Annotated in this window: 24 protein-coding genes; 6 read left to right on the forward strand and 18 right to left on the reverse strand. The window is 49.5% G+C overall.

Annotation, left to right across the window (positions count from 1 at the left end; all coding sequences use genetic code 11):
* Positions 1 to 217: 217 nt before the first annotated feature.
* From rpoE to ACTRXH_RS05495, 3 genes are all read right to left on the reverse strand, one after another.
* Complete coding sequence (gene rpoE, locus ACTRXH_RS05485; RefSeq protein WP_474281073.1) at positions 218 to 754, reverse strand: DNA-directed RNA polymerase subunit delta; 537 nt, start codon at positions 752 to 754, stop codon at positions 218 to 220.
* Between the two features lie 161 nt (positions 755 to 915).
* A complete protein-coding gene (gene panF, locus ACTRXH_RS05490) occupies positions 916 to 2367 on the reverse strand; it encodes a sodium/pantothenate symporter (RefSeq protein WP_474281075.1) in 1452 nt (483 codons plus the stop codon).
* Positions 2364 to 2639, reverse strand: coding sequence for a YhdT family protein (locus ACTRXH_RS05495; RefSeq protein ID WP_474281077.1), 276 nt, complete (start codon positions 2637 to 2639; stop codon positions 2364 to 2366). The genes panF and ACTRXH_RS05495 overlap by 4 nt, the downstream gene beginning before the upstream one ends.
* A gap of 193 nt (positions 2640 to 2832) precedes the next feature.
* On the opposite strand from ACTRXH_RS05495, the gene ACTRXH_RS05500 reads away from it, so the two are divergent.
* Entirely contained in the window at positions 2833 to 3024 is a 192-nt protein-coding gene (locus ACTRXH_RS05500; protein WP_022794603.1) for a hypothetical protein, read from the forward strand.
* 345 nt (positions 3025 to 3369) lie between these two features.
* Here the strand turns inward: ACTRXH_RS05500 and ACTRXH_RS05505 are convergent, their stop codons facing one another.
* On the reverse strand, positions 3370 to 3855 hold the full coding sequence (locus tag ACTRXH_RS05505) for an N-acetyltransferase family protein (protein WP_474277978.1): 486 nt from the start codon (positions 3853 to 3855) through the stop codon (positions 3370 to 3372).
* A 182-nt stretch (positions 3856 to 4037) separates the two neighbouring features.
* On the opposite strand from ACTRXH_RS05505, the gene ACTRXH_RS05510 reads away from it, so the two are divergent.
* Complete coding sequence (locus tag ACTRXH_RS05510) at positions 4038 to 5498, forward strand: carbon starvation CstA family protein (RefSeq protein WP_474277976.1); 1461 nt, start codon at positions 4038 to 4040, stop codon at positions 5496 to 5498.
* Between the two features lie 41 nt (positions 5499 to 5539).
* Here the strand turns inward: ACTRXH_RS05510 and argS are convergent, their stop codons facing one another.
* The 9 genes from argS to ACTRXH_RS05555 all read right to left on the reverse strand — a co-directional run bounded on the left by argS (position 5540) and on the right by ACTRXH_RS05555 (position 16044).
* Complete coding sequence (argS, locus tag ACTRXH_RS05515) at positions 5540 to 7210, reverse strand: arginine--tRNA ligase (protein WP_474277974.1); 1671 nt, start codon at positions 7208 to 7210, stop codon at positions 5540 to 5542.
* A 4-nt stretch (positions 7211 to 7214) separates the two neighbouring features.
* Positions 7215 to 7652 (reverse strand): YwiB family protein, encoded by a 438-nt coding sequence (locus ACTRXH_RS05520; protein WP_474281079.1) that lies wholly within the window; start codon positions 7650 to 7652, stop codon positions 7215 to 7217.
* A 159-nt stretch (positions 7653 to 7811) separates the two neighbouring features.
* Positions 7812 to 8630 carry a carbohydrate ABC transporter permease gene (locus ACTRXH_RS05525; protein WP_474262374.1) on the reverse strand — a complete coding sequence of 273 codons (819 nt, stop codon included), beginning with the start codon at positions 8628 to 8630 and terminating at the stop codon, positions 7812 to 7814.
* Positions 8630 to 9574 (reverse strand): carbohydrate ABC transporter permease, encoded by a 945-nt coding sequence (locus tag ACTRXH_RS05530; RefSeq protein ID WP_474262428.1) that lies wholly within the window; start codon positions 9572 to 9574, stop codon positions 8630 to 8632. Before ACTRXH_RS05530 ends, ACTRXH_RS05525 begins: the two co-directional genes overlap by 1 nt.
* A 90-nt stretch (positions 9575 to 9664) precedes the next feature.
* The gene (locus ACTRXH_RS05535; RefSeq protein WP_474281081.1) at positions 9665 to 10981 is read right to left on the reverse strand and encodes an ABC transporter substrate-binding protein; all 1317 of its coding nucleotides are present in this window, start codon (positions 10979 to 10981) and stop codon (positions 9665 to 9667) included.
* A 143-nt stretch (positions 10982 to 11124) separates the two neighbouring features.
* A complete protein-coding gene (locus tag ACTRXH_RS05540; protein WP_474281083.1) occupies positions 11125 to 12501 on the reverse strand; it encodes a response regulator transcription factor in 1377 nt (458 codons plus the stop codon).
* Positions 12498 to 13946, reverse strand: a complete 1449-nt coding sequence (locus ACTRXH_RS05545) for a sensor histidine kinase (RefSeq protein ID WP_474277965.1) — start codon at positions 13944 to 13946, stop codon at positions 12498 to 12500. Before ACTRXH_RS05545 ends, ACTRXH_RS05540 begins: the two co-directional genes overlap by 4 nt.
* The gene (locus ACTRXH_RS05550) at positions 13943 to 14935 is read right to left on the reverse strand and encodes a substrate-binding domain-containing protein (RefSeq protein WP_474281085.1); all 993 of its coding nucleotides are present in this window, start codon (positions 14933 to 14935) and stop codon (positions 13943 to 13945) included. Before ACTRXH_RS05550 ends, ACTRXH_RS05545 begins: the two co-directional genes overlap by 4 nt.
* A 122-nt stretch (positions 14936 to 15057) precedes the next feature.
* A complete protein-coding gene (locus tag ACTRXH_RS05555) occupies positions 15058 to 16044 on the reverse strand; it encodes a cyclodeaminase (RefSeq protein ID WP_474281087.1) in 987 nt (328 codons plus the stop codon).
* Positions 16045 to 16184: 140 nt separating this feature from the next.
* Here ACTRXH_RS05555 and ACTRXH_RS05560 point away from each other — a divergent pair, with 140 nt between their 5' ends.
* Both ACTRXH_RS05560 and ACTRXH_RS05565 read left to right on the forward strand, forming a co-directional pair.
* On the forward strand, positions 16185 to 17168 hold the full coding sequence (locus tag ACTRXH_RS05560; RefSeq protein ID WP_474281089.1) for an aldo/keto reductase: 984 nt from the start codon (positions 16185 to 16187) through the stop codon (positions 17166 to 17168).
* A 75-nt stretch (positions 17169 to 17243) separates the two neighbouring features.
* Positions 17244 to 17483 carry a hypothetical protein gene (locus ACTRXH_RS05565; protein ID WP_322525546.1) on the forward strand — a complete coding sequence of 80 codons (240 nt, stop codon included), beginning with the start codon at positions 17244 to 17246 and terminating at the stop codon, positions 17481 to 17483.
* 67 nt (positions 17484 to 17550) lie between these two features.
* Here the strand turns inward: ACTRXH_RS05565 and ACTRXH_RS05570 are convergent, their stop codons facing one another.
* The 3 genes from ACTRXH_RS05570 to ACTRXH_RS05580 all read right to left on the reverse strand — a co-directional run bounded on the left by ACTRXH_RS05570 (position 17551) and on the right by ACTRXH_RS05580 (position 20150).
* Entirely contained in the window at positions 17551 to 18384 is an 834-nt protein-coding gene (locus ACTRXH_RS05570) for an STAS domain-containing protein (protein WP_474281091.1), read from the reverse strand.
* Positions 18385 to 18466: 82 nt separating this feature from the next.
* Positions 18467 to 19903 (reverse strand): NAD(P)H-binding protein, encoded by a 1437-nt coding sequence (locus ACTRXH_RS05575; RefSeq protein ID WP_474281093.1) that lies wholly within the window; start codon positions 19901 to 19903, stop codon positions 18467 to 18469.
* A gap of 64 nt (positions 19904 to 19967) precedes the next feature.
* Positions 19968 to 20150: a hypothetical protein gene (locus ACTRXH_RS05580; protein WP_091613249.1), complete on the reverse strand. Its 183-nt coding sequence runs from the start codon at positions 20148 to 20150 to the stop codon at positions 19968 to 19970.
* Positions 20151 to 20332: 182 nt separating this feature from the next.
* On the opposite strand from ACTRXH_RS05580, the gene ACTRXH_RS05585 reads away from it, so the two are divergent.
* Both ACTRXH_RS05585 and ACTRXH_RS05590 read left to right on the forward strand, forming a co-directional pair.
* On the forward strand, positions 20333 to 21295 hold the full coding sequence (locus ACTRXH_RS05585; RefSeq protein ID WP_474281095.1) for an L-lactate dehydrogenase: 963 nt from the start codon (positions 20333 to 20335) through the stop codon (positions 21293 to 21295).
* A gap of 152 nt (positions 21296 to 21447) precedes the next feature.
* Entirely contained in the window at positions 21448 to 22497 is a 1050-nt protein-coding gene (locus ACTRXH_RS05590) for an SEC-C metal-binding domain-containing protein (protein ID WP_474281097.1), read from the forward strand.
* A 47-nt stretch (positions 22498 to 22544) separates the two neighbouring features.
* On the opposite strand, the gene ACTRXH_RS05595 is transcribed toward ACTRXH_RS05590, so the two are convergent.
* Both ACTRXH_RS05595 and ACTRXH_RS05600 read right to left on the reverse strand, forming a co-directional pair.
* The gene (locus ACTRXH_RS05595; protein ID WP_474281099.1) at positions 22545 to 22931 is read right to left on the reverse strand and encodes a DoxX family protein; all 387 of its coding nucleotides are present in this window, start codon (positions 22929 to 22931) and stop codon (positions 22545 to 22547) included.
* A gap of 60 nt (positions 22932 to 22991) precedes the next feature.
* The coding region (locus ACTRXH_RS05600) for a transposase (RefSeq protein ID WP_474281101.1) at positions 22992 to 23783 on the reverse strand (792 nt) is incomplete at its 5' end.

The raw sequence follows: 23783 nt of genomic DNA on the forward strand, positions 1-23783 counted from the left end.
TAAAATAGTTCTTCCAGGGCCCATACCGCTGAACAGGCTTCCTTCGCTTTTCTTTGTTCATAAAAAAAACAAAAGTGGCGCCCTGCCACCATATGGAGGGGGCACACTTTTGTTTGTCGTTCATGCTTATATAGGTATCATTTTCACCTTTACGTCACAGCCCAAAAATGATTGTACCTATACGAGTTTCGAAAGTCAAGATTTCACCACGATAAAATTACCGGTTCTCCTCTTCACTTTCCTCTGTATTGTCGCTTCCACTGTCTTCTTCCTCATCTTCTTCATCTTCGTCGAAGCCTGGTCCCGAGTTACCCGGCTCAAAGCCTTCAAGATCGTTATCATCAAAAGTGTCTTCACCGGCATCGTCTTTTTTAGAGATGGCGTCCAGGTCATCAGAGATATCCACAAGGTCGTCGTCATACGTTTCTTCCTCCGGATCAATCTCTTCAGCAAGCTCATCGGAACCCTGTACTGTATGACTCAGCTCTTCATCTGACTGATCGAGAGGATACCATCCGCGAAGACCCCAGTGGTTTTCGCCCAGATGCACAAACCGTCCATCCAGATTCATGGATGTAAACAATTTGATCATCCGGCTTTTTCTTTCCTCTTCTGTGTACCCTTTTAATTCCGTCAGACGGTCCATAACTCTCGTATAGCCTGATGCTCCGCCCTCTTCTTCGAGGATCATATACGCCAGCTCCATCGAAGACATTTCCCTTACTTTTTCTTCGCTCAACTCGTTTATTTTCACAGCTTCATCGCTCCTTTTCACGAACATGCCCTTATGCTGATTCTTTTATATTAATCGCTTCATCGCTACGAAAATTCATACCTAAAATTATAAACATATTTCGAAGGAAAATTCCATAATTATTATTCAATTCTTACTGATAGAATTTACCGGCCGTCTGCCTAATTGTTTTCCAGAGGCGTCCATTCGTTCTGCTGCCGGCTTGTAACAAGAGACACGAGTACAAACGCTGCAAGCGAAAATAGAACAGGCATGGCTACTTCGTGCATACCGAGCCACCCCGGGAGCCAGATCGAAATAATCATGTACGACGCGATACCGGTAATCATCGCTGCAAGCGCTCCCCATCCATTTGCCTTTTTCCAATACAGCCCTAAAACGATTGGCCAGATAAACGCGGCTTCCAGCCCTCCAAAGGCAAACAGATTCAGCCAGATTAAAAACTCCGGCGGGCTCCACGAAATAGCTACCACGATAATGCCGACTGCTGCTGTAACAATCAGACTCAGCAGGCGTATTCTGTTTTCCGAAGCGTCCGGCCTGATATAGTTAATGTATACGTCTTTGACTACTGAGGAGCTGATCATCAGAAGCAGAGAATCCACGGTGCTCATGATAGCCGCCATGGGTGCTGCCAGCACGATACCGGCCAGCCATCCGGGAAGAACGCTCATCGTCAGCTCCGGCATAACGGTATCGGCAACTTCAATGCCCGGGACGACGACGCGGCCCATCACACCGGCCATATGCATTCCAAACATCATAAAAGCAACCACTGCCGTTCCGATAAGAAGCGCACGGTGCATAGCAGCCGAGCTTTTATATGACATCGCCCGTACTGCCACCTGGGGCAGTCCGACCACTCCCACACCGACTAAAATCCAGAATGACGATACATAGAGTGCGGTTAAATCCCCGTCTGCGCCAAACGGTGTAACGAGGTTTGGGTTTTCCTGATACAGGGAGGTCATGATATTGTTCATGCCGCCCCCGGCTATCAGTGTAGCGGTAAAAATGATCAGCGTACCGACGACCATAATAATGCCCTGTACCGCATCTGTCACCACCACTGCCCGGAAGCCTCCGATGATTACATAAAACAGCACCGCTGCTGCAAACAGAAACAGGGACGCCTGATAGCTCATGCCGGTAACCGATTCGATCAGTCTCGCTCCACCTACCCACTGGGCGGCCATAGCGGAAAATAAAAAGATTACAATGCTGAATGCTCCCAAAATGACAACCAGCCCGTTATTGTAGCGGGAGCGGAGAAAATCCACCAGTGTGACAGCCCGGTACCGGCGGGCCATGACGGCAAATCGCTTCCCGAGGATCATCAGCGTGAAATAGCCGGTAACCACCTGCGCCATGGATAAAAGCACCCAGCCAAGCCCGCGGTCGTATGCAATGCCGGGACCTCCAACGAAGCTGCTCGCACTGCCGTACGTCGCAACCATTGTCATGGCCAGCACCAGTCCTCCAAGCTCACGGCTTCCTAAATAGTAGTCATGAAGAAAAGAAGCGGCACCCGACCTTTTTTTAGCCGACCAGATACCGATCGCAAACGTAAAAAGTAAAAAAACGACTAATGGTACAATCACTTCTATATTCATCGGTCTTCCTCCTGATCAAGAGGAATATCGCGGAGGACGAACTTTACGACAAACCAAAGAGTAACGAGTAAAAGCACCGGTCCGAGTACGCAGCTGTAAAAAAGCCAGTCAGGCATACCCATTATGTATTGGTAATTCTGAGGGTCTCTGCCCCCAAGCCCATATGCAAAACCAAACCACCAAATAAAATGGCCTACAGCAATAGCAACACCAAGAAGCGCTTCCCTGGCTGTGAGCTGCTGCAGCTTTCTCTCTTTTTCTTCCAGGCTCATGATCATCCTCCATTTATTTCGTTCCTTCAAAAACTTCAATTAGTTTAGCTGATTTACAAGTCTGCTGCAACTATATTGACAAATCGTTCCTGTTTCACGAGAATATACGTATTATGCCTGTACTTTCAAGTGATGTTTAATCATTATAAAAAAGGGTAATGTAATTTAATAAAGTCAAAAGGTGTTGATGTAAATGGCTGGCGAAAAACAATTTGACCAATTCGAACCTGGAGAAGTCGTTCATTATGAAGGATATGAAATGAAAGTTATTTCTGAATTTGAACGCACGGTTATTGTAGAATTCAGTGATTATCCAATTGTGGGAAAAGAAGAAGAATTTCCTTACCACCGCATCGTTCTATTAAAAAATGAAGTAACCCATTAAAATAATCATCTATCAAGTGCAAAGCTGCTTCCTCACAAAAGAGGAGCAGCTTTTTTATTTTATAAAAGCGCAGACCCGGGGGCAGGCCATGTCTAGCTCCATGCGTTACCAGCCCAATCCATTCGTGATTTCAGTTCGACGTTGCTACAGGACACAGCGGTCTTAGTCGAACTTCCTTTAACCCGGGTGTTACTGTTTCCTCTATTCGCCAATCGCGTTTTTCTCTGTCCAGCTCCGGAAGCCAACGATGTCGCATCCCTTCAGACCTTTGTCGAAGTGAAAAAGCCACTTTTCCAAAGCTCTTCCAGGGTACGCATCGCTGGTCAGGCTTCCACCGCTTTTCTTTTACATCTCTTTCTCCATAATCAGCATCGGAATCTGATAGCCGCCGAATTCCCCCTGAAGCTTTTCCTTTTTCTCGAATCCCTGTTTTTCATAAAATTTCTGCCCGCGTGTATTTTTTTCCTCTATATAGACGCGGATCTTTTTAGCATTCGGCTCTTCCATCAGCGTTTCGTCAAACAGCTGTTTTCCAATCCCCTGGCTTTGATATTCAGGAAGCAGGTACATAGCAGACATTTTACAGCTTCGCTTATCGTCGATCGGTCCTAAATCAGAAAATCCCACGACTTTCCCGTCCACTTCAGCTACTTTGGAGGTATGCTTGGATATTCGGCGCATTAACATCTCATCGTTGTAGGCCTGACTTAAATACATCTCCTGTGCCGGCAGCGGAATAATGCCCTCATAGGCGTCATACCAACAGTCTCTTGCTACTTCACGGATTCGGTCCAAGTCTTTATACTCCATCGAACGGATAACTACGGCCATATCGTTTCCTCCTTCTGCATGGTAGCATGTCTTCCTGTTATTCTTCTCGATCTACCATTATTTACCCTTCCTATCTGCAATAAAAACCGCGCGGACCTGCTTCATTTTCTGCTTGACGTTTATGATTTCCAATTGTATAACTAATCTGTAAGCGTATTCAAATTTTCCAGGAGGACGACATCATGATTACTTTTATCATCGCAGTAGCATTACTGGTTATCGGTTATTTTACATACGGCGCTTTTATTGAAAAATTATTCACTACAAATGAAAAACGGGCGACTCCTGCCTTCACTAAACAGGATAACGTGGACTACCTTCCTATGGGGACGAAGCGGAATTCCATGATTCAGCTGCTGAACATTGCAGGCGTCGGCCCGATCTTCGGTCCGATTATGGGCGCTCTTTACGGCCCAGTTGCTTTTTTATGGATCGTGTTCGGCGCTATATTTGCCGGAGCGGTGCACGATTACTTAACCGGAATGATTTCCATCCGGAACGGTGGCGCCCACCTTCCGCAGCTTGCGGGCAAATTTCTCGGCAAGTCGATGAAACATATTGTAAATGGGTTTTCAGTGCTTCTTTTATTATTAGTTGGAACCGTTTTCGTCACTGCTCCTGCGGAGCTGCTGAGTGGTATTCTTCCAGCAGGAATCGGCCTTGCGGCTATTATTACCGTTATTTTCGCCTATTATACTCTCGCAACGCTTCTTCCGGTCGATAAAATTATCGGCAAGATCTATCCGATTCTCGGGGCGCTCCTTCTGCTCAGCGCTGTCGGTATCGGAGGTGGACTTATCGTTCAGGGACAGCCGATTCCAGAGCTTTCGTTCCAAAACATGCACCCGGATCAGGCGCCTATTTTCCCGCTGTTGTTTTTAACTATTTCCTGCGGGGCTATCTCCGGCTTTCATGCTACCCAGACACCAATTATTTCCCGTACCACCCAGAGCGAAGGCAGCGGAAGAAAAATTTTCTATGGCATGATGATCGCCGAAGGCATCATCGCCATGATCTGGGCCGCTGCTGCCATGAGCATTTTTAACGGCGTGTCCCTGAACGAAATCATCGCTGCCGGCGGTCCCGGAGCTGTGGTTAGTGAAGTTTCCATGACGATGCTTGGTGCTGTCGGCGGTACACTCGCAGTCATTGGGGTTATTGTTCTTCCAATCACGTCCGGGGATACTTCGTTTAGAAGCGCCCGGATGATCATTGCGGACTACTTCCGGATAAATCAAAAGAAAATGCCGAACCGGCTTTGGATTGCCCTTCCATTGTTTGTCGCTTCGTTTGCTTTAACGAACATGGACTTCACCATTTTATGGCGGTACTTTTCCTGGGCCAATCAGTCCACCGCCATGATCGCCCTGTGGGTCGGTGCCATGTATCTCGTGCTTGCCGGGAAAAACCACTGGGTCGCTTCGATTCCAGCCACGTTCATGACCATGGCAACGTTCACCTACATTTTGAACGCGCCGATCGGCTTCGGACTTCCGATGGAATTGAGTTATATTATTGCAGCTGTCGGAACACTGATTGTTATCGCCCTGTTTGTTAAACGGGCCCGAGCTTACGTGGGAACCAGGTTTCCAGTCGACGAACAGATCGAATCCGCATATGAAAAAGCTCCCGCGAAAGCATAACAAAAAGGCACCTCCCATTTCGGGCGGTGCCTTCGTCGTTATTACATCGTTTCCGGCGCGTTCACGCCGATAAGATCGAGACCGTTCTGAACTGTCGTCTGGACTGCCTTCGCCAGTACGAGCCTTGCCTGGGTTTTCGGCTCGTCCTCCGCGTCCATCACGCGGTCTGCGTTGTAAAAGCTGTGAAACGCAGAGGCCAGTTCATGAAGATAGGTGGTCATGCGGTGCGGAGCATATTTGTCCGCTGCAATCGCCACTTCTTCCGGAAATTCCCCGATTTTTTTCAGCACGTCCATTTCTTTTTCACTGTGGATCGGCGTCAAATCGGCTTTCGGATCAAAAGTGATGCCGCGCTCCTCCGCCTGACGGAAAATGCTGCAAAGCCGTGCATGAGCGTACTGCACGTAGTATACCGGATTTTCATTGGACTCTGATTTAGCCAGGCTCAGGTCAAAGTCCATGTGAGTGTCCGGACTCCGCATCGCAAAGAAATACCGGGTGGCGTCAATGCCGACTTCGTCCATTAGATCCCGGAGAGTTACTGCCTTCCCGGTCCGTTTGCTCATTTTTACACGCTCGCCGTTTTCAAACAGGTTCACCATCTGAATGATCTGCGTTTCGAGCTGTTCTTTATCATGGCCGAGCGCCTGTACCGCTGCTTCCATACGCGGAATATAGCCGTGGTGGTCTGCTCCCCAGATATTGATAACTTTTTCAAAGCCGCGGCCGAATTTGTCCCGGTGATACGAAATATCCGGCAGCAGATACGTGTAGGTACCGTCGTTTTTCACAAGTACACGGTCTTTATCGTCCCCGTAACGGCTCGAACGGAACCATACCGCCCCGTCTTCTTCGTATGTTTCTCCCTGGTCGTGCAGGTATTGAAGCGTTTCTTCAACATTGCCGTTTGTATAAAGAGAGGTTTCCGAATACCACACATCAAAACGGACTCTGAACTGCTCAAGATCCTGCTTCAGCTTTTCGATTTCACGCTTCAGGCCGTACTCGCGGAAAAACTCGAGCCTTTCCTCTTCCTCGACGTGGACGAACCGGTCTCCCTGTTCGCTTGCAAGCTCTTCGCCGAACTGGCGCACGTCTGCTCCCTGATAGCCGCCTTCAGGCATTTCCATCTCCATGCCGAGGGCTTCAAAGTACCGGCTTTCGACCGATCTTGCCAGGTTTACGATCTGATTGCCGGCATCGTTAATGTAATATTCACGCGTCACGTCGTAGCCGGCAAAGTCCAGAATGTTGCAGAGCGAGTCCCCAACGGCCGCGCCGCGGGCATGACCGAGATGCAGATTGCCGGTCGGATTCGCCGATACAAACTCCACCTGAACCTTTTTCTGCTTTCCAACATCAGAGCGGCCATACTCTGCCCCCTGATCAAGCACTTCCGGAATCACATCAATCAAATAACGGTTATCCATAAAAAAGTTAATAAAGCCGGGCCCCGCAATTTCAATCTCTTTGACGGAGGCTTTGTTTGTGTTTAAGTGGTTCACGATGTCTTCGGCGATCGCCCGAGGTGCTTTTTTTGCCACGCTTGCGAGCTTCATCGCCGCGTTCGAGGCAAAGTCGCCGTGGCTTTTTTCCTTCGGGGTTTCAAGCACAATCTCCGGGACGTCCTCCCCCCGGGCAAGTCCAGCCGCTTCAATTGCCGCCGCAATTTCTGTTTTTAACTGCTCTTTCACCTGATCCATTATATTCATATGCTTATGCGTCCTCCTCAATAACGATCGAAATTTCGTAACGCCCTACCGGCGTCCCCTGCAGTACCAGCCGGTAATGAAAATCAATATGCATCACCCAGCCGAGGTTGGCCTTTGTCACAGCCAGATGGTCTGTTACCGCTTCTGTATGAAGCCGGCCGTAGCCCATGTCGTAGGTGCCTTCGGTACGCTCGCCGTACGCGTATACCTGACGCATGGCCACGGCCCCGCTTCGGAGTACCATCACCTCTGCATTTCCGATTTTCAGCGTGGTCTGTACCTTTCCTATGCCCTCGAGCTCTTCTTCGAACCGGACATATGTCCATTCCTGCTTTTCGTACATTTCGCCATCTGCGTTCAGTTGGATGGTTTCACGTTCATCTTCCTGCTGCATATTGGTTGTCATAGCGACTTTTACCGAGGTCTTTGCTGTGTCTGCCACGATGAGCCACCTTTCTCTATGCCTGCATATACTCGCTTTTAACGTTCCGGTTAATCACTGTCTTATTTTAACACGACTTCACGCATTGAGAAGGGAAAATTGATCATTTGAAAAGCCTGCAGACAAAAAAGCTCCCCTGCCGGAGCAGAGAAGCTTTGATCACCCTTTAACCGAGCCGGCAAGCAGACCGCGGACAAAGTATCTTCCAAGCACAATATAGACTATAAGCGTCGGCAGGGCGGCAAGCATGGCACCGGCCATCTGCACGTTCCACTGCACGATCTGGCTGCCGGATAAATTCTGCAGCGCCACCATAACCGGCTGGCTGTCTGCGTTTGTGATCGTTACCGCAAACAAAAATTCATTCCAGATGTTCGTAAACTGCCAGATGGCTACGACGACAAATCCCGTAATGGATAGCGGAATAATGACGCGCCGGAATATCTGCAGAAAACCCGCTCCGTCAATTTTCGCTGCTTCAATCATTGTATCGGGGATGTTGGCATAAAAGTTTCTAAACATCAGGGTCGTAATCGGCAGACCGTACACGACGTGGGTGAGAATCAGCCCCGGAATCGAGTTGTACAATTCAATACTCCTGAGAAATTGGATGAGCGGAATGAGGATGCTCTGATACGGAATAAACATCCCGAACAGCAGCACGGTAAAAAGAATTTCCGAGCCCTTGAACTTCCATTTGGACAGCACATATCCGTTCATCGCCCCGAGCAGCGCGGATAAAATCGTTGCCGGAATAACCAGATAAAAGCTGTTCGCCAGGTTCGGAGCCAGGGCAGCGAAGGCTTCCGCGTAGCTTGAAAAGTCGATCGCTGTCGGAAACGCCCACATCGTAGCGAGACTCACTTCATCGAGCGGCTTCAGGCTGGTTACTACGATGACGTAGATCGGTGATAAAAACAAAAGCGACATAAAAATGGCGAGTGCGTATTTGAACACCGGCGTTAATCGAATGGCCATCAGCCTTCCCTCCTTCGATTGGCGAGTAAGTACGGTACGATGAATACAGCGACCAGAATGAGCATTACCATGGCGATGGCTGCCCCGTTTGCATAGTAATTGGCACGGAATGTGGTTTCAAACATATATACGCCCGGAACGTCGGTTACGAAATTCGCCCCCGAGCCGGTCATCGCGTAAACAAGGTCAAATATTTTCAGCGAAATGTGCGCCATGATAATAACAACACTTACTGTAATTGGCAGAAGCAGCGGAATGACTACCTTCATGTATACCTTCCACTCTGACGCCCCGTCGACCCGGGCAGCTTCCCGGAGCTCTTCCGGAATGCCCCGCAGGCCGGCCAGATACATCGCCAGGGAAAAGCCGGTCATCTGCCAGACGGCCGCTATGACAAGCGCGATAATAGCAACAGGAAGACCGAATTCAATACTCCCCCACTGAAAGCCGCCCAGAATATTCGTGTCGGTATACCAGAGCGGTTCGATACCAAAGAATGCCAAAAATGTATTGTAGCCGGTGGACGGGTTCAAAAGCCACTGCCAGACGACCCCCGTCACGACAAAGGAAAGCGCCATTGGAAAAAGAAAAATATTGCGAAAAAGCGTTTCGGCCTTTAACTTCTGGTCGATAAGCACCGCCAGACCGAGGCCGCTCACAATCACAAACCCGATAAATAAAAGTGTAAAAAACAGAGTGTTCCTTAAATCCGCCTGAAAACGGAAGTCCTGGAACAGGTATATATAGTTTGCGAACCCGGCAAACGAAAAGTCCGGTGTCAGGCTGTTCCAGTTGCTGAGCGAGACGTACCCTGTCCACCCGATAAATCCGTATACAAATACAGCGACCAGTAAAAACGAGGGAGCGATAAACGCCACGGCCCACCAGCGGTCCCTGACTGCTTTTTTACGTTTCACCCGGTCTTTTGCTGCTGTTTTGTCCATTACTTCGTCGGCCATCTTCCATCCCTCCTTTGAACAAAAGAAGCCCGGCACCGCTTTCACCGGCACGGGGCTTTTTTCTGTTAATTCATCCTATTGCTGTTCTTCCTCAAGTGCTGTCTGCATCGATTCCATCAATTTCTCTTCATCGCCCTGAGTAACAAAGATATTTACGGCCTGGTTCGCTTTCGTCACGAAGCCTTCAGAGGCAGCTGAACCGTGCGCAAGACTTGGCGTGAGCGATGTCTCCTGGAAGTCTTCCATCGTATCCTGGCCATATTCGTCGTATTTGGACTCATCCGCGTCCACACGTGCCGGGATCGATCCTTTTAACGGGTTGAACGCGTCCTGTCCTTCCTTCGAACCGAGGACGCTCAGGAATTCTTTAACCTGTTCCGGATTTCCCACCCCTTTTGGCAGACCGAAAGTATCAGTGATGACCATGAATTCTTCCGATGTTCCAGGGAACGGCGTGTAGCCGAAGCCTTCATTCACTTCCAGGCCAAGGTCGTTTACAAAATAGCCTTTCGCCCAGTCACCCATGTTAATCATGGCAGCTTCCCCGTCTGCAACCATCTGCGCTGAGTCCTGCCAGTTTCTCGAAGCGTGATCTTCGTTTACATATTCAAGCATTTTCCCAAACTGTTCAGTGGCTGTTGCTACGCGCTCATCATCAAAGCCAACTTCCCCTTCCCAAAGAGCTTCGTAGTCTTCCGGACCGAGGTTGGCAAGCAGCAGGTTTTCGTAAATTTGTGTAGCCGGCCAGGATTCTTTATCACCCATTGCAAGCGGCGTCACTCCTGCAGCTTCAAGCTCTTCTGCGACTTCAAAAAATTCGTCGATATCACTTGGCGGTTCGATGTCGTTTTCTTCAAACACCTCCATGTTGTAAAACATGACGTTTCCACGGTGAATATTGACCGGTACGGAGTAGATATCGCCATCCGAGCTGACCATATCCACTAGCTCTTCCGGAAACTTGTCATTCAGCTCTTCCTCTTCGTAAAAATCATTGAGCGGCTCCATTTTGTCTGCTGCCACCCAGCTGTCATTCAGCTCAGCTCCGCCGTGCACCTGGAACGTGGATGGCGGATCGTCACCCTGCATTCTTGTGGCGAGCACTGCTTTAGCATTTGTACCGGCACCACCGGCTACAGCGGCGTTTTCCACTGAAATATCGGGATTTTCCTCTTCAAACATATCGATTAAAGCCATCAGGCCGTCTTCCTCGCCAGCGCCCGTCCACCAGCTGAAGATTTCTACTTCGGCATCACTTCCACCTTCCCCCGAGCCTCCGGAGCTGCCTTCATTTTCCGAACCGGAGCCGGAATCCGAACCGCCTCCCCCACAGGCTGCCAAACCGAACAGCAGCAATGAACTTCCTACCAGACCAACACTCTTTTTCAACATGAACCCTCCCCCTCGCAGGAATAAATATGATTTTATGATAACGCTTACAATTTTGATTATAAGTTAGGTTCCTGCGATTGTATGGAAGTATTTTCTATACAATCTTTTGATTATCTGCATTATTTTTAGGTTACTTTATCCTATTACTTTTTGCCTTGCTGATATTGTTTCGGAGAGCACCCCACCTGCTTTTTAAAGACACGGCTGAAATAGTTAGGGTCTTTGTACCCGATACTGATACTGATTTCCTTTAACGGCCGTTCGCGGTCCTGAAGCATCCGTTTTGCTTCCTGCATCCTTACACGCGTGACGTAATCAACAAATGACACTCCGGTTACTTCTTTAAACTGGTGGGAAAAATATGCAGGGCTCCACTGCACATATCCTGCCATATCTTCAAGCTGGAGCGGCTTGGCATAGTAATTTTTAACGTAGGCTTTTACTTTTTCAATCTGGTGATGCTCCCGAAAATGGAGCCCCCGGTATGCTCCCACAATATGAAGGAGACGCTTCCATTCCGCAGTATCCGACGGCATGTTCTCCTCGAGTGTACCGCCCATTTCCTTAACCAGCTCTTCAAGCTGAAGCCACAAATGTCTCCTGGATGATTTTTGGGGCTGGGTGCTCCACCATTCGCTCCAATAATAGACGGCGGCTTTTTCTTCCCCGGTCCGCAGCGCATTCACAATGGAGGAGACCCACTCGCTGCTCTGTTCCGGCAGCGCGTACTGATCTTTTTCAAGACTGGACAGTGCTTCCACATAAGCCTGGAAAAGCTGTTTCATGTCGTATTCCTTTTCAGAAACCCCTATCGCTGCTTTTTCCCCGAGTTCAAAATGCATGCGGCGGCGCAGGCGTTCGATCTCTTCAGATCCCCTGTTTTTGCCCGTATGGAAGAAAAAAGTCCGAAACCAGCCGCCCGGCTGACGGTCTGTAAGAAAAGAATCATTGGTCCACTGGGCTATTCTTTCTTCTATATCCTCCGGCATTTCCTCCTCCCGCATGACTGTTGCAAAACCGTATGAGCAGCCCGGCACTGCTTCTGTAAGAAGATCGGCATGGTTTTCGTACGCTTCTCCGTGACAGACGCTTTGGAAAAGGAGCTTTTGCATTCTGCTTCTGTATTGCTTCTGCTCCAGCCTGCTGCGGTTCACTGCCGCCTGCACACGTGCGAGTGTTTGAATAGTCTCTTCTTTTTTGCCCGGCTTTAGCAAATACTCCTTTACGCCCAGCCCGAGCGCCTCCCGGGCATAGTCGAAGGAATCATAGGCAGTAACCATAATAAAATGGATACCGGCTGCCGCCTTCTGAATGCGCTGTATGGCTTCGAGGCCGTTACATCCCGGCATTTTAATATCCATCAGCACAATGTCCGGCTTACTTTCGATAGCCTGCTCCACTGCGTCGAGCCCATTTTCTGCCTCCCCGATTACTGTGATTTCCGGTAAATGCGCCGCTATCAGCTTTTTCATCGCTTTACGTTCAAGCCATTCATCCTCTGCCATCAAAAGTCGTATCATCCTGCCTGCCCCCCTGCTTTCTGCCATTCTTTGACCGGCATACACAGCTTTACCGTGGTGCCTCGTGCCGGCACGGATTCCACATCCACAAGCTGCCCGGCCTGAAAGAATAATTCCAGTCGCCTGCGTACGTTCTGCATCCCCAGGCCGGTGGAATGACCAACGTGCGCTTCCTGCTCTTCCCCCGCACCAAGAAGCTGCTGGCGCTGCCGCTCGTTCATTCCTTTACCGTTATCCATCACCCGGACGACGATCTGACTGTTCTCCAGACGCACCTGCACACGTACTTCAGCATTTTCCTCCATTCCTTCCACTCCGTGAATAAAGGCATTCTCGATTACCGGCTGCAGCGTCAATCTCGGTATCGGGACATCAAGCTCATCTGTTTCAATTTCAATATGTGCAGACAAGCGGTTCCGGAACCTCGTTTCCTGTATATGAAAATAGCTCCGGATCACTTCCAGCTCATCCCGAAGTGTTACTTCTTTTTCGATATTTCCAAGGCTGTAGCGCAGCAGGGAAGAAACAGACTCTATCAATTCCGACGTTTCCTCCGCATCTTCCAAATAAGCCATTTTTGAAATCGTGTTCAGGGTATTGAATAAAAAGTGCGGATTAATTTGGTTCTGCAGATGCTTCAGCTCCAGCTGCTTCATGAGCTGGTCCATTTCTGCCTTTTTTTCCATTTCGCCTACATACGTATGAATGTCTGTCCGCATACGGTTGAACGTACGGCCGAGAAGCTCCAGTTCGTCTCCGGAGCGGATACGGAGAGGTTCCCCTTGAAAGTGGCCGCGCGATACTTCCTCTGCTGCCCGGGATAATTCGCCGACCGGCTTTGTAATGCTTGAAGAGAAACGGAAGGCGATAAAAGCAGCAATCAATAGCGACGTGGCAAACAAGCATATAATAAAATAGCGAAACGAGGTATTGCGCTCCTGCAGCTGAGCATACAGCTGCTGGTACTCTGTCAGGGACTGATCGATAAGGGTCAGGGTGCTTTCCTGTATATATGCGTTCGACTGTTCGGTTTCTGCGAGATTGCTTCCGTATTTTTCGATATCCCCCTGAAGCACAAATCCGGCAGTCGTTTCGCTGTTTTGCTCGAGTGAATCAAGCAGCTGCATGTAGCTCTGCATTTCGACGGATCCAGGCTGATTTTCTTCATTACCCAGCTCTTCTGTCAGTGCTTTCATTTCCCCTGATGCCTGATAATAAGCGGCCCATGTTTCCTGTGAAGGGTTGGTCGCTATCTGCTGCGTCGCTGCTGTCCACTCTTCGGCCTGCCGGGAAATGGAATTCAGTAATACAAAGCGGTCAAAGCTCGAACTGTATTCATTAGTAATCCGCTCTGAGCTCCAGTAAATACCGATTGCTACGGCGTTAAACAGCAGGATAAACGCAAAGGAAAAAAACAGCATTTTCGAACGAATAGACCGTATCACCGCTCCGTTCCCCCTTCCCGGGCAGCTTCAGAAGCTCTCCAAATAACGGTGTCTGTATGCTGTACCGCCGGCACGTACTGCTGTTGATTCAGCCGTGCCACATCATATACCGCCTGCTCCCCCATCTGCACGGGGTGCTGACGGACCGTAGCATCAATTGTGCCCTCTTCAAGCAGCTGTACTGTTTCGGGCAGTGTATCAAAACCGATCACATACAGGTCGCCGACCCCTTCAATCTCTTCGATTCCCTGCGCCATGCCGACAGCATCCAAAGCACTTGTGCCATACAGCGCCGTAATGGCAGGGTTCTCCTTTAATAAACTATAAGCGGCCTGGGCGGCTCCGATCTCGGAAATACCGGAATACCCGATATCCTTGATTTCTACGCGGCCGCTTGCTTCTACAGTATCCCGGAACCCCTCCACCCTCTCCTGCTGATTGACCGTTTCTGCACTTCCGGAAACGATGCCGACATACTGCATTCCTTCTGTATTCCGAAGCAGCTCTTCACCTGCCAAAATTCCGGCTTCATAATTATCCGTCCCGATATAGGCACGCCTCCCGCTTTCCGGTACGTCGCTGTCTACAGTGATGACCGGCACCCCCTTTTCGAGCGCTTTTTGTACCAGCTCCCTGAAAACAGGATCATCAATACCCTGGGTGATAATGGCGTCTACATTGCTTTCAATCATTCGGTTCATCGTTTCAAGCTGCTCATCTTTATCCGCTTTAGACGGCCCGTAAGTTTCGACGTAAATGCCCGCTTCTTCTCCGGCTTCAGTCGCGCCCTCTTTAATCTGTTCCCAGTAGGGATTTCCTGCTTCTTCCATAATGAGCGCTGCTCTCGTCTGGTACACTTCGTTTTCCTCTGAATTTACCGGCTCCACGTAAAAAGCCTTCGTACCAAAATAAACGGTTGCCGCCAGGCTGGCCAGACAGCCGAGAAAGAAAACAGCAAACATCCAACCCTTCCTCCGTTCGCCCACCACCGAGCTCCCCCTTTTATTGAAACCGTTTACAAATTATTATATAACTTTTTCCAAAAATCGCCACCCTTTCTCCAGGAAAGAGCATAAAAAAGACACCGGATCCTTGACCCGGCGCCCACTGTTTATTCGTCTTCTGTTATTTCGAGTCCTACTCCGGAGGCCTTGAGCTGGTCGTACGTGTAGACGGCAATGGCTGTATCCTGCACCCCGGTGCCTGTCAGGTCACAGAAGGTTACCTGCTCCATCGTTTCCCGGCTACGGGCATCTCCGCTGATAATCGCCCCGATTTCCACGGTGCTGCTTTCATCGATAACTCCTGCTTCTTTTGCCGTCCGGTGTTCGCCGATGGAAAATGCCTGCGAAGCCGCATCACAGGCAAGAATATCTACCGCTCCGAGTACGTCCGGCTCGATTTCATTCTTTTCCGAGGCATCTGAGCCCATAGCTGTAATATGAAGCCCCGGATGCAGCCATTCTTTTTTGATGAACGGCTCTGTCGACGGTGTCGTCGTAACGAGCACGTCACAGTTTCGTACTACTGTTTCAAGATCGGCAGCTTCCGTCGTAACACCAAGCTCATGCTCCATTTCACGCTGATACGCTTCAATCCGTTCTTTTTTGCGTCCGTACACATACACTTTTTCAATTGACGGCCGTACCATTTTCAGCGCCCGCAGCTGAAAGCGCGCCTGTGTGCCGGTGCCGACGATACCTGCAATCCTTGCCTCGTCTTTAGCCAAATACTTGGCTGCCGCGGCGCCGGCAATTCCTGTGCGCACATCGGTCAAATATCCATTGTCCTGAAGCACTGCTGCCGGGAAGCCGGTATCCGAATGAAACAAAAGCATCATGCCGCTAAGGCTTGGAAGCCCTTTGTCCGGGTTATCGAAAAAACCGGTCGAAATTTTTAGGGCAAACTGGTCCATGCCCTTGACGTAAGCCGTTTTTGCATCCATTTCACCATTTTTATCGGCAATGGGCATGCTGAGTACAGGAGGCATGGTTACTTCTCCTGCCTGCAGGCGCCGAAAGCCGTCTTCAATAAGGGAAAGCGCCTGCTGATTGACATCAATCGTATTTCTGATCGGTTTTTCTTTGAATAAATACAAGGACTCCGCCTCCTTTAAAATGTGCTGCTTTTATTATAGGAAACATTACACTAAATCAAAACCATTAATCATGAGAACGCTTAAATATCTGCAGAACGGGAATAGCCTACCATACTTTGATTAAAAGGCAGGTGGACGGTGTGAAATATCGTCAGTTGGGAAATACCGATCTAAAAGTAAGTGAATTGAGCTTTGGCACATGGGCCATTGGCGGCGCGTGGGGAGCAACAAACGATACCGAAGCGCTCAAAGGCCTCGAGGCTGCCATGGACGCCGGGGTGAATTTTTTCGACACGGCCGACGTGTACGGGGATGGACACAGCGAGGAATTGATTGGAAAAGCAACCAAAGGCAAAGAAGACAAGATTCACGTGGCCAGCAAATTTGCGCGTGGCGGCGATATTAATGACCCAAATACTTATTCCAGTGAAAGTGTCACGGCCTACCTGGACGCTACACTGAAGCGGCTCGGACGCGAACGCCTGGATCTTTATCAGATTCACTGTCCGCCGATCGACGTCTTAAAAGACGGCTCGGTATTTAAGGTACTTGATGACCTGCAGGCACAGGGAAAAATCCGCCACTACGGAGTCAGCGTGGAAACAGTGGAGGAAGGCATGGAATGCCTGCATTATCCAAATGTTAAGGCACTTCAGGTGATCTACAATATTTTCCGTCAGAAGCCGGCAGAACGGCTTTTTCCACAGGCGAAAAAGCAGGGCGTCGGTATCCTGACCCGCGTACCGCTCGCAAGCGGACTGTTAACCGGAAAATATACAAAAGAAACGACATTCGCTGAAGATGACCACCGCAATTTCAACCGGGACGGAGACGCCTTCAATGTCGGAGAAACATTCGCCGGCCTTCCTTTTCAAAAGGGCGTAGAGCTCAGCACCTCCCTCCAGTGGATTAAAGAGCAGCGGGGCACAATGGCCCAGGCAGCTCTGCGCTGGATTTTGGATAACGAGGACGTCACCTGTGTCATACCTGGATTCCGTAACGAAAAACAGGTAACCGACAGCCTCGAAGCGGTCAGTGTTCCCTCCTTCTCGAAAGAGGAGCAGGAGAAGCTGACGAAGTTTTATTTAGAGGACGTAGAGCCAAGTATCCGGGGCGGCTATTAAATCGTATGATTAAGACACGTTTCACCCGGGTATTGTAACGAGTGGACAAACTATAACGCAAAGGAGCGATTATATATGGGAAGCCAATCCGTTTCCGAACTTACTGCAGGTACAAACTATAAAGCGAGTGAAATCGACAGCTTTGTAGAAAACAACCATGTCACGGTCATCTCTAACAACGAGAATCAGTTGTTTACAGAGCCGGACCGCGAGTACAAAGTCGTTTATAAATTCGGCGGCTACTTCGATCATTCCGAAGAACTAGGCGGCAAAAGATTCGTTGAGAAGCCAACGTACGTTGTAGAAAAAGTCTAAAAGCAGAGTAATTCTGTGTTAAAGACGAAAGAAAAGCCGGCATCCTTTTTTAGGGAGCCGGCTTTTTTTAATGCTTTTGGTCCATTGCCTGGGAAAGCGACGAGGCAATCGGTACATCCTGAAATCTGATGCCAAGATTGACGGAGGTTTGGGCGATTTCGGGACGCATGCCTGCCAGAACAGGCTGTACGCCAATCAGCTTTAACGAACGTATCAGCCCGAAAATCTGATGAGCGACGTGGGTATCGATGCCGGCTACGCCGGAAAGGTCAATAAACAATTCAGAGACCTGCTTTTTCGAGCACGCCTCAAGTGTGTGCTCGAGTATTACTGCAGCCCGTTCTTCGTCAATTTCTCCAATTAACGGAAGAAGGGCGGAGGATTTATTCAGAGAGATAACCGGAGCGCTCAGTTCATTAATAATGCTTTCCCTCGCTTCTAATTTCTGCAGGAGCAGCCGGTTGGATTTTTCCACGTAAGAAAGAATAATCTGATCCATGCCGTTTGTTACGAGCTCCCGAAGCTGTTCTTTCATATTCGCAGAGAGCTCTGATTGCTCTTCCGCATAAAAGCGCTTCAAATAGGCAGTATACTGTTCCCTGTACCTCATTATTTCCCGGACGACCCGCGCATCCTTCGTCCGGAAGTATTTAGGATCACGGATAATGCCGTCTATCCATACTTCAAAGGTATTCTCCCATGTATTCCGGTCCTCGATAAAAATACTCGAGAAATATAAATGAAACTCATACGTCTGAGACTTCAGTTCCTCAACTTCTTTTGGGTCAGTCGTTGCGTAAGCAGATTCTCTGTCTGATTCCTCCAACGTTTCGTACCATGAATTCGCCATTTCCGCTGCGTGATTGACAAAATAGTCACGGATCAACTGGTTGGTGCTCATACGGCACCGTCTCCCTTCTGTATGCAGACTACTCATATCCTTTTCCGTGTTCCTTAAAAAAGGTGAAACTAAACGAGGAAAATTATGACTCCGGCTGGAGCTGACGGGACCTCCTTAACGTCCACTGATCTTTTTCAAGGTGTGCTTTAAAGCGGTTCATGATCCAAAGATGAATAAACGCCTGGGTATATTGATAAAAGTACCATGGCATAGCCGGAACATAATCATGTACCGCTACAATGCACTGGTTCGTGTGAGGAATTTTACGAAATTCCAGCCGGCCCCGTTCTCCTTCATTTACCTGTGCAAGGAGTCCACCGGTAATATAGTACAGCGCCCGGTCTTCTTCGCTGCGCTCCTTGGAATAGGAGAGCTCGAGAAATGTTCTTTTCATAAAGGCAGGCCGCAGGCCGTACTGATAGCGATCAGTCGTTTCCACCTTTACGAATGGGCGCAGAAGCTTCGGCAGCCACTTTATATAATAACGGGCCGTCCAGTCCGCGTCTCTTCCACTTGGGATGGTGACGCGCTGGACAGAGCGTACATTCCGCTCCACAGGTGCCGGCTTCAGGCGTGCCAGAATGGAGGACTGCTCCTTCCTGCTTTCCTTCAGAGAGTTTTCTGCCGCCTCCCGGAATGGAATTTTTCCATCACTGATGCCTTTCACACTTTTAGCAGGGTCAGCCACCATCGGATGGATCAGACTTTCAATCAGTGGATAAACCAGGCTTTTCGGCGTCCCGGTAGTTACACTCACCCACAGTCTTGAAAGGCGCACGGTGAAAAAAGGCACGGTAACTGCGTAGCGCTTCTTCCCCATCACCTTTGAAGTGATGTTCATCATTTTCCGGTAAGTCATTACGTCCGGCCCTCCAACATCGATGGAACGGTTGTAGAGCGATTCTTCCCCGATGCTCTTCTGCAGACTGTTTAATACGTCGGCCAGGGCAATCGGATGGGTCTTGGTCTGCGTCCATTTCGGAAGGATCATGACCGGCAGCCGCTTTACCAGCTTTGCGAGAATAGGAAACGAGGAGCCCTGTGGACCGACAATCAATCCCGCACGTATAGCAGTCACCGGCGTCCGGTATGATTTTAGAATGTCTTCCACCTCGAGCCGGCTACTTAAATGGCGGGACAGCCGGTCGGCTTCAGGAATAATGCCGCTCAAATAAACGACCTGCTTCACCTGCTTCTGCTCGGCGGCACGCGCGAAATTATCGGCAAGGATAACGTCCATATCTTCAAAGCTTCCCTGAGTTAATTTGGACGTCGGCATCATCGAATGAACTAAGTATAAAGCGTAATCTGCACCTTCGAGTGCCTGTTCCGCGTCTTTTAATGAAAATAAGTCACACGAACGCCATGTTACATGCTCCTCGTTTTCTTTTGTGTCTATGTTTCTCGACAGAGCAATAATATCCGCGTGCTTTTTCAGTTCCTTCATCAGGTTTCTTCCGATATATCCACTAGCGCCAGTAATAGCTATGACCGGTCTCCGGCCGTTTATATCCTCCATGCTTGCACGCTCCTTTTCGCTTATAAGCTTTACATACACCATTCCCTAATTTCACCGCCGCTAATTACATATTTATTTTAGAAATAATCCACTGCGCAATTATCACTGTAACAAAGCTGACGAGAAATCCGAAAACTACAAAAGCAAGCACCCACAGCCATCCTCTGTCGAGATTCAGACCGGCGAGCAGACCAATCACTGCCCACGTCAACGCTGTCGGCAGCGCATATTTTAACGCATTTTCCATCGAGTCATTCCTCCTCTTCTGCTCCTTTCCCGTTTCGATTTCCTCCCAACACGTAAGTTCATCATTTGTTCACAATTATATATTTTCTATGCTTGCATCACTTTGTGAAATAGTGCACAATATAAATAGATAAAGATTGCTCATTCATTCACATGATTCATATTCGAAAGGGGATTTTATACATGAAAAGAAATCACGTCCACCGGGTTGTTGTTATCGGAGCCGGAGCTGTCGGCAGCGGCTATGCATTTTCGTTAATTAATCAGGGCGTCGTCGAGGAGCTCGTGATCATCGATCTGGATGAGCGCAAGGCCGAAGGGGACGTGATGGATCTCAATCACGGTAAAGCCTTTGCCCCGCATCCTACTAAAACATGGTTTGGCACCTATGAAGACTGCCGGGATGCCGACATTGTCTGCATTACCGCCGGTGCCAACCAAAAACCGGGTGAAAGCCGTCTCGACCTTGTAGGCAAAAACACGGCTATATTTAAAAATATCGTCGGTCAAGTGATGGATAACGGCTTTGACGGAATATTCCTTATCGCTACTAACCCTGTGGATATTCTTACGTATGCCACCCAGCAGTTCAGCGGGCTTCCAAGAGAACGGGTCATTGGAAGCGGGACAATTCTGGATACCTCCCGCCTGCGGTTTATGCTGAGTGACTATTTTGATACTGCTGCCCAGAATGCCCACGCCTATATCATTGGTGAACACGGCGACACATCGCTTGCCGTCTGGAGCCAGGCAAACGTCGGCGGCCGAAACGCAGTAGAGCTCGCAGATGAAAAAGAAAACAAAAATGTGAAGGAAATGAAAGGCATGATTAAAGACGTCCGCGGGGCTGCCTATGAGATCATTGAGCGTAAGGGCGCCACCAGCTATGGCATCGCAATGGGACTCACCCGTATTACAAACGCGATTCTTAAAAACGAAAACAGCGTTTTGACCGTCAGCGCCCACCTTGACGGCCAGTACGGAGAAAATACTCTATGCATCGGTGTGCCGGCTGTCATTAACCGCGAAGGAATACGGGAAGTGATCGAACTGCCACTGAATGAAGAGGAAGCCCAAGACTTCCACCACAGCGCAGAGACACTCCGCAGCGTATGGGAAAATGCGAACGGCCAAGCGGCTAATTAAGCAGGTCTCTTATTATACAAATACAGCCCTTCCACTGCGAAGGGTTTTTTCACGTCTCCACCCCCCTGAAGCGCACGGATTCCCCATTTCGGGGCAATGTATGTTAGAATTTGAAGGAATAGTAACATACTAGTGAGAAGGAGCCTGAATGTATGAGTATTTCACGTAACGATCCGTGTCCTTGCGGCAGCGGTAAAAAATACAAAAAATGCTGCGGCGATCCCGCCAACCAGCCAGCTTATACGACTGAAGAAGTAACCAACATACAGCTGGATCTTGCAGCCGCTGCGAACAAAGACAGCCGGAAGGATTTCAGCCATTATTACCGCCGTGTCTATCGGCCGAACTATTTCCCTTATGCCTGGCATAAATTTGTCCAAAACCTGGCGCTTGCCGACTTTTTACTTCACGGCAATGAGCGCAGGGAATGGATGAATATCCATCAGCAGATAGAGCAGAACAGTCAGCACCCGCGGCTTCAGCGGCTTTATTCCAACTGGACCGGGCATAACCTGTCATTATTTCGTTTGAATAAAATGACCGACGACTGGTACGAAGTCACTGACCTGTTGAGCGATGAAGTTCACCACATTGAACCACTGTCCTTTTTCCGCGACCTGCAGGAAAACATTGTATTCCTCGCCTTTTTAGTTCCTGTGGAGGACAAATGGTATCCAATGCTCGGCCTGCTGCCGTTTCATCCGGACTTCGGCGATGACGTCATTAAAAGTGTTACCGGCTCTGTTCCGGATAACGAAGCGGATAAAGCCGGCTGGATCACGCATCACCTGCCGGACGTGCTTCGCACACTTAAGGATGATCTTCAGGAAAAATACCAGGAAGCAGATAGCACCTCCACCACCCCGTCTGAAACAGGTTCAGATGCTGCGGCCGATACAACAGAGACCGCTGCGGCATCCACTTCAGGCCTGAACGACGACCAGCAGAAGGTAGTGGAGGCGCTCGAAAGCTCCGATCAGCTGTCTAAAGACGCAGCAGCTGCAGCTTCAGAGCTGTGGGCACGCTTTTGTGAACAGGAAAATCCTGTTATCCGCAAGCCGGAAGCCCAGGCAGCAGCCCTTGAATACGCAGTAGGAGGCGGCACCCAGAAAGAAATCGCCGAACGCTACGGCGTGGCCTCGTCCACTATTCGTACGCAGTGGAAAAAGATGGAGCCTTATGCGTCAAATGAAAATGCATAAACAGTAAACGGCCTGCAGGGATAAACCCCTGCAGGCCGTTTACTGCTTCAGAAAGAACGTTTCTTTTTTCGTTTTTTCAAGGCAAGCATGCGGCTTCCAGTAAGCGCCAGATGAATAGAGGCAGCCATCAGTATAAGATCAAGCTCAAAGCCTCCAATCAATCCCTGCTGCCATTTGACCGTTGCAATCGCTCCAAGCATAATGAGTGCAAACAGCCCCGCCACGACACGCGTCAGCAGTCCTAGAATCAGTAAAATTCCTCCCGCGGCTTCGATGACTGCTACAGCGTAAGCCGTGCCTTCCGGCATGCCCATGCTGCCAAACGATGCAGCCTGGTCACCCATTCCGTTCAGTAATTTATCTGCTCCGTGGGCTAAAAATATCACGCCTGTCACGACCCGGAGGATCAACAGTCCGGCTTCGATATTTTTCATATGATTTCCTCCTTTTTCTTTTTCATCAGTATGCGGAACTACTGCAAATTTGAAAAGGCACTATACGAAGATACGTGATTTCTGCCTATAAAAAAGAGACCGGAAACGGTCCCAGGTTGTAGACAAAGGCCTCCGAAAATGAATTTCGGAGGCCTTTGTTGTGCCATCGAAAGAAAAAAGAAGCCCCAATAGACAAGCGCCTATTTGTCGCCACCGCCAGGTGGCGAGTTTTTTGAGGTTCATCGCTGCATAAACAAGCATCGCCTGCGCAGAGTTTCTTGCCCCTCCGGCGAGGAGCGTCCAACGCAAGCCATGCTTTTGTTTGAGATCCGCAAAAATCCGTTCGATGGTTTCTTTTCGTTCCGCATAGGTTCTCCGGTTCCACGGGGTGTGTCGAAGGTGTTCGGCTTCGTCCAGATCGTCCTGCCAGACGTGGCGGAGGATCACCTTCCGGTGATCCCGGCTTTGGGTGCAGGTTTCAAGCAGCGGACAGGACTGACAAATGGCGGGATCCGAGACATATTCCTGATAGCCGTCCCGAGTCGTGGTGCGGTAGCGCAGGGCCTGATGCTCGGGACAGAGATACGCATCCAGGTAGGCATCATACACAAAGTCCTGTTTACGCAAACGTCCCGGCGGGCCCTTGGGACGGGTATAAGGCATGACCGGGCGGATGCCCTCTTCACGAAGCAGGTGAGCAATCGCCGGGGTTTTATACCCGGCATCCACCGCGACGGCATACGGGCGGCCCATCCGGGCCGTCACCTGGGCCAATAGATCATGAAAGACCCGGCTGTCATGAACATTGCCCCCCGTCACGATCGCTCCGAGGACAAACCCATGCCGGTCGCA

The sequence above is a fragment of the Marinococcus sp. LNHM5E3-2.1 genome, from assembly GCF_056034365.1.

What these genes read in the sequence shown, in the direction of transcription:
- argS (WP_474277974.1), bottom strand. Translation starts at nt 7,210, where the DNA reads ATGAATATAATGGATCAGGTGAAAGAGCAGTTAAAAACAGAAATTGCG.
- ACTRXH_RS05510 (WP_474277976.1), top strand. Translation starts at nt 4,038, where the DNA reads ATGATTACTTTTATCATCGCAGTAGCATTACTGGTTATCGGTTATTTT.
- panF (WP_474281075.1), bottom strand. Translation starts at nt 2,367, where the DNA reads ATGAATATAGAAGTGATTGTACCATTAGTCGTTTTTTTACTTTTTACG.
- ACTRXH_RS05570 (WP_474281091.1), bottom strand. Translation starts at nt 18,384, where the DNA reads ATGAGCACCAACCAGTTGATCCGTGACTATTTTGTCAATCACGCAGCG.
- ACTRXH_RS05565 (WP_322525546.1), top strand. Translation starts at nt 17,244, where the DNA reads ATGGGAAGCCAATCCGTTTCCGAACTTACTGCAGGTACAAACTATAAA.
- ACTRXH_RS05595 (WP_474281099.1), bottom strand. Translation starts at nt 22,931, where the DNA reads ATGAAAAATATCGAAGCCGGACTGTTGATCCTCCGGGTCGTGACAGGC.
- ACTRXH_RS05525 (WP_474262374.1), bottom strand. Translation starts at nt 8,630, where the DNA reads ATGGCCATTCGATTAACGCCGGTGTTCAAATACGCACTCGCCATTTTT.
- ACTRXH_RS05495 (WP_474281077.1), bottom strand. Translation starts at nt 2,639, where the DNA reads ATGAGCCTGGAAGAAAAAGAGAGAAAGCTGCAGCAGCTCACAGCCAGG.
- ACTRXH_RS05500 (WP_022794603.1), top strand. Translation starts at nt 2,833, where the DNA reads ATGGCTGGCGAAAAACAATTTGACCAATTCGAACCTGGAGAAGTCGTT.
- ACTRXH_RS05505 (WP_474277978.1), bottom strand. Translation starts at nt 3,855, where the DNA reads ATGGCCGTAGTTATCCGTTCGATGGAGTATAAAGACTTGGACCGAATC.
- ACTRXH_RS05580 (WP_091613249.1), bottom strand. Translation starts at nt 20,150, where the DNA reads ATGGAAAATGCGTTAAAATATGCGCTGCCGACAGCGTTGACGTGGGCA.
- ACTRXH_RS05535 (WP_474281081.1), bottom strand. Translation starts at nt 10,981, where the DNA reads ATGTTGAAAAAGAGTGTTGGTCTGGTAGGAAGTTCATTGCTGCTGTTC.
- ACTRXH_RS05575 (WP_474281093.1), bottom strand. Translation starts at nt 19,903, where the DNA reads ATGGAGGATATAAACGGCCGGAGACCGGTCATAGCTATTACTGGCGCT.
- ACTRXH_RS05585 (WP_474281095.1), top strand. Translation starts at nt 20,333, where the DNA reads ATGAAAAGAAATCACGTCCACCGGGTTGTTGTTATCGGAGCCGGAGCT.
- ACTRXH_RS05540 (WP_474281083.1), bottom strand. Translation starts at nt 12,501, where the DNA reads ATGATACGACTTTTGATGGCAGAGGATGAATGGCTTGAACGTAAAGCG.
- ACTRXH_RS05530 (WP_474262428.1), bottom strand. Translation starts at nt 9,574, where the DNA reads ATGGACAAAACAGCAGCAAAAGACCGGGTGAAACGTAAAAAAGCAGTC.
- ACTRXH_RS05590 (WP_474281097.1), top strand. Translation starts at nt 21,448, where the DNA reads ATGAGTATTTCACGTAACGATCCGTGTCCTTGCGGCAGCGGTAAAAAA.